The sequence below is a fragment of the Paraburkholderia suaedae genome (genome assembly GCF_040812055.1).
GTDB lineage: Bacteria > Pseudomonadota > Gammaproteobacteria > Burkholderiales > Burkholderiaceae > Paraburkholderia.
On the sequence record NZ_JBFOAH010000076.1, the window covers coordinates 1 to 5,127 of the forward strand.

A 5,127-nucleotide genomic window follows, 5' to 3' on the forward strand; every position below is an offset into this window, starting at 1 on the left:
CAGCGCGCACACACGAGACCGGCATTACCGGTCTCGTGGTACATCGCCACCCACCGCAATCGAGTCGCAATCTCACGGTCCATCGCTTCATTTTAGTTGAAACGATGTCTGTGAATCACACACTTTACGTCACTGTTCAATGGACGAAGTGCGGCATTCTCCGCCTTGCGCCAGGTCGCCATTGGCCTTGTTGCAGCCGCATTCACGTTCGGCGTTGGCCGGCTCCTGGGAGTGTCTGTCTCGTAGTGCCCTGTCTACCGAGACGCGCTGTTTGCGGTTTAGCGAGTCAGTCGCCATGATTCTTTCCCGGGCACTGGCAGGCGATGCTGTACAACCAGTTGCACCCCGAACTGATTGACGACGACACCTGGCCATCGCGCGACCCGCTGCTGTCCAGATTGCACCGCTGGCAGTCGGGTCTTCAAAGGTTAATCTGGCCACCCATTTCCACAACGCGGTTGGCAGGCAGGCTGTAATACTCGGCAGCCTGCGCGCCGTTTCTCGCAAGAAACGCGAACAGCTTCTCGCGCCATAGCGGCATGGTTTTGCTCGCGCCCGTCGCCATAATCGTGTCGCGCGCCAGGAAGAACGACGTGTCCTCGGGCTCGTAGTGCCAGTCGGGCATCTGCTTCTGCGCGAGTTCAAGAATCGCGGGAACGTTCGGAATCTCCATGAAGCCATGGTGAACCGTAATGGCATAACATCCGTGCCCCAAGTCGACGACGGCGGCTTTCTTTTCGTCCGGTACGTGGGGAACGTTGTCCGTCGTGCCGGCAAGAAAGATGTTGACCTGATGCATGACTCCGTTGTGTTTCAGGTTATGCAGAAAGGCGGTCGGTGTCATGTCTGCTACGCCACCGGGAAACACCGCCGTGCCGTTGACGCGGGGCGGCGAGTTCGTGCCGTCGCACAGCGAGTGAATCAACGGAGCCAGCGGCAGGTTGTCGCTTTTCATCCGCTGGACGACCGTTTCACGCCCCTTGTGCCAGGTGGTCATCACGGTGAACAGCGCACCGCCCGCGAGCAGGGGAAACCAGCCGCCTTCAAGAACCTTGCTGACATTGCTCGAGACAAACACCGCGTCGACCAAAGCCAGCGGCCCGATAACGGCCACGGTAGCGAGCGGTTTCCACTTCCATAGGCAGTGGGTGATGAAATACATCAGTAAAGTTGTCAGCAGCATTGTCGATGCGACCGCAATGCCGTAAGCGGCTGCCAGATTGTCCGAGGACTTGAAGAAGACGACGAGAAACACCACTGCAGCGTAAAGCGAGACATTGATGAACGGCACGTACACCTGTCCTATTTCGTGCGTCGACGTGTGAACTACCGGTATGCGCGGCAGGAAGCCGAGCTGGACGGCCTGCTTGGTCATCGAAAACGCGCCGGAAATAACCGCCTGCGATGCGATGATGGTCGCCGCCGTCGCGAGCAGGACTAGCGGAATGAGAGCCCAGTCGGGCGCCGACTGGAAAAACGGCTGCGTCACCGCGGAAGGCCTCTCAAGGACAAGCGCTGCCTGACCGAAATAGTTCAGAACGAGACTGGGCAGGACAAGCAACAGCCATGCGAGCCGGATTGGCTTTTTGCCAAAGTGGCCCATGTCGGCATAAAGAGCCTCCCCGCCAGTCAGCGCCAGAAACACCGAGCCCAGAACAATGAATGCCGTAGTTGGCGCATGCGCAACAAAAGCGATGGCATAGAGGGGCGATGCGGCTCGCACAATGTCGATGTGTGTGACGATATGGGAAAGCCCAAGCGCTGCCAATGTCACGAACCAGACAATCATCACCGGCCCGAAAACCTTACCGACCGCGCCGGTACCGCGTTTCTGAAGTTTGAACAGGCCCGTAAGAATAGCCAGCGAGATGGGAACAATCCATTCGGTCAGGTGCGGGTCCACCAGCGTCACCCCTTCAACCGCTGAGATGACCGATATCGCCGGGGTAATCATCGAATCACCGTAGAACATCGCCGCGCCGAACACGCCCAAGGTCAATAGCACGCTGCGCAGCCGCGCAGGGGCGACACCGGAAGCCAGTGCAGTGAGCGCCAGGATGCCGCCCTCGCCGTCGTTATCGGCGCGCATGACGAAACTGACGTATTTCAGCGTGACGACAATGATTATCGACCAGAGAATCAGCGACACGATACCAAACACGTTCATCTGGGTAATGCCGCCTGCCGCCTTCAGGCATTCCCGCAGCGTATAGAGTGGGCTCGTTCCGATATCGCCAAACACGACGCCAATAGCGCCGAGCACGAGACCCGGTGCAGCTTTTGTCGCCGGAGACGACGAACTGATAGCAGACGAAGACATAGGGCCTGTAAGTTGAGTGTATGCAAAGACACCGCGCGTTAGGAAAATGAGGTTGCACACGCGGTGCAAGTGGCGCGCCCGGCCGCCCCCTCGGCCAGACATCCCCTGCAAAAAACTGGAAGGGGAGACTTCCAGATTGTCACGCGTGCAAAGTAAGGGTTTCTTAAGCTTGCGGCTGCATGGCGCGCCGGTACGCTAGCCGAAGCGGCAGGCGTGCGAATCGAGGCAGGATGTGATGCGGCGGCAATCCAGGCGAACACGGGCGCCCGCTCGCTCGCAAGTCACTCAAAGTGCAAGCCGTCAACGAAATACATCGTTTCAAAGCTCTCGCAGTAACGGACGTCCGCCGCTACCTCAAGTGCCAGATTCCCCAGATGGCGAAAAGTAAAGCAACGCCGAAACCACCGCCCAGGAGAATGTAAGTGCTCATGCGAATCCACAAGATTAGCGACGCGTGATTGATGTAGCCGTTCGCGAGACGTAGCGCCCAGTAGCCAACACTACGGCAACAGCGTCACGGGCCTGATGCCGTCTGCGGCGGCGACGTCGCCACCGCATTGCTTGCCATGCTACCTGCGCTTCCTTTCAGAAGTCCTGGCGGGCATGTGTTGGTGTTTGAGGACATCTGCTCTACGGCGCGCAGTACGGCTCACCGCAAAGCCTTAGCCGGATTTCGCACCCTGTGGTTTGGAGCCCGGAAGCGTCCGCGCGTCCGGGCTCGACGCAAGGTGTACTCCCTGCTCAACCGCTGCATTAAACTGGAATTCATTCGCCCACATCGGAATGCGCGTTCGATAGAACTCCGCCCACTGAAATTCGGCGAAGGGCTCAGGCGTTTTCACGTAGCCGCCCGCGTCACGCACGAAGGCTGCCAGGCTGCGGTAGGGGTCGTCGGTCAGGCCCGAGACCACGTCGGGGATTGCAGACATTGCCCGCAGGATGCCGCGCTCGTCGTAGGGATGTACCCACCGGCGCTCAATAATTGCGTCCCAGAATTTTCCCCTCGGCGAGTCGCGAAAAGTCCTCCACAACTGTCGCGAACGCCTTCGTGATGCCACCGTCCCAGAGGGCGCGCGCAAGATGATGATGGTCGATGACGTAGTGCCGGTCCCGTTTGCCGATGACCGTTGGGATTGGAGCGCTTTTGAGGAACGCTTTCAAATCCTTTTGATTCATGGCCAGAAGGTGCTGTCGTTTCGAGTCGACCTCAAGCATTCCAACTGTCGCTTGCAGCGGCCGAAGCTGTTCGATGCTCACGCCCAATATCTGCGGGCAACTGAAGCAGATATATGCCCAAAATAGCCGACCCGTTTCGCTAATTGGTTGAGCCTCGGCGCGGTGTACGCCCGCGAACTCTCAAAAATGCATCCGGAACTGGTACGGCAGGTTATCACCCTCGCGACTCCCGTCGCAGGCCAGCCGAACTCGACGCATGCCGGATGGCTTTTCACGCTCCTGAACGGAGGGGTGTCACCAATGGATGAGGCACTCCTGTGGTGGTTGAGTATCGACCCCAAGGTTCCCTGTACATCGGTGTACTCGCCATCCGACGGCATTGTGGGTTGGAATGGATGCGTCGGCACCGAGGCCGGATATCATCGGAATATTGAGGTGGACAACGTTAGTCACTGGGGAATGGTTCACAAGCCAGAAGTGCGACGTGTCATAGCTCGCGTTCTTGCCGAGCCTCGGCGCACCAATCTGATACGTCACTGGGCACCTCCACGTCATCATCCTTGCCGCTCCAGTGCGAGATTGCCGACGTTAGCTGGGCCCGGTTTCCCCTCAGACGAAATTGTTTCGAGCGGACGGTTATGTCTGTGACAATCGCCCGCATGAACTGCCGAGCTCGCGGAGTACCGGGGGTCGGAAGTAAATCGCGTGCAACCCGAAGGAACCTCTCGCTTGGTGCCCGCCCGAACTTACGGAAGGGCAATTGCTGGCGAAGTTCGAGGGTTCTCCGCTCACTGGCCGACCTTTCCCTGTCTGCTTGTTTCGATGAGATGAAGCCCGTAAGGCTTGCGTCTATTGGGAGCGTCTTCTTCCCTATCTGTTCGTACAACTGGGCCAGCGATGAGTCCAATGCAGCGATGCGGGTGCACGCGTCGACATAACGCGAACTAGGCCCGTTCTTGATGACGCGACGCGTCGGGTCGCTTCGGTCTCACTGTCGAAGATGGCGCAAGCGCTTGCCTGGTTCGTCGGCTGCAATGTGGATGTCTTGGAAAGCCAAAAGAAGTAGGAATCGGGTTGGCACCGGTCCGAGCTGGTTTCCAACCAGTCACCTCCGAAGTGCTTCAGTTGGAGACCGCCAGTTTTTCCCTGGCCGTCATAGGCTCGGACGTAACAGGGCTGCGGCCGGGTGCCGGGAAGGCGAGGCCGCTTGATGGCTGCCTTTATGTCCCAGCCAACAGCCACTTGACTGCCCTCGCCGGATAGTCCTTCGGCCACTCGCTTGCCAAGGACTCGACCGTAGCCCGCATTGCTGCACCACTGGCGCCTTCCTTGCACCCAATCTCAGTCGATGCTTCCATCAGCACCTGCGCGCCGGCGACCCTGCCCACGTCACATACTGACCAGAAGCCCGTCGGCCGCAAATTTGCCGGTGCGAAAAATCATTGGCGCGCGTCACGTCATCGCGAACTGACGGTCGATATCGGCGAACTCGCATTCGACGATACTCAGGCTAGGGAAGGTCTGCACAACTCGTTTTCAGATCGCCGACCTTTTACCACTTGAACTGAGTCAGCCAGGAGAATCGGCCGACAGGTTGGTCGTCTGGCCTTTGAACCGCGACGCCCCCTGTT

The 5,127-nt window shown here is 58.8% G+C and carries 3 protein-coding genes and 1 pseudogene; 1 reads left to right on the top strand and 3 read right to left on the bottom strand.

What is annotated here, in order from left to right:
• Nucleotides 1-123: 123 nt before the first annotated feature.
• Nucleotides 124-246, top strand: a pseudogene (locus tag ABQJ48_RS37340) (VIT1/CCC1 transporter family protein); the annotation flags it as partial.
• A 175-nt stretch (nt 247-421) separates the two neighbouring features.
• Here the strand turns inward: ABQJ48_RS37340 and ABQJ48_RS37345 are convergent.
• The 3 genes from ABQJ48_RS37345 to ABQJ48_RS37355 all read right to left on the bottom strand — a co-directional run bounded on the left by ABQJ48_RS37345 (nt 422) and on the right by ABQJ48_RS37355 (nt 3,577).
• Nucleotides 422-2,320, bottom strand: a complete 1,899-nt coding sequence (locus tag ABQJ48_RS37345) for a potassium transporter Kup (RefSeq protein ID WP_367842873.1) — start codon at nt 2,318-2,320, stop codon at nt 422-424.
• 662 nt (nt 2,321-2,982) lie between these two features.
• Complete coding sequence (locus ABQJ48_RS37350) at nt 2,983-3,378, bottom strand: ParB-like protein (protein ID WP_367842874.1); 396 nt, start codon at nt 3,376-3,378, stop codon at nt 2,983-2,985.
• The gene (locus ABQJ48_RS37355) at nt 3,296-3,577 is read right to left on the bottom strand and encodes a ParB-like protein (RefSeq protein WP_367842875.1); all 282 of its coding nucleotides are present in this window, start codon (nt 3,575-3,577) and stop codon (nt 3,296-3,298) included. The genes ABQJ48_RS37350 and ABQJ48_RS37355 overlap by 83 nt, the downstream gene beginning before the upstream one ends.
• Between the last annotated feature and the right edge of the window lie 1,550 nt (nt 3,578-5,127).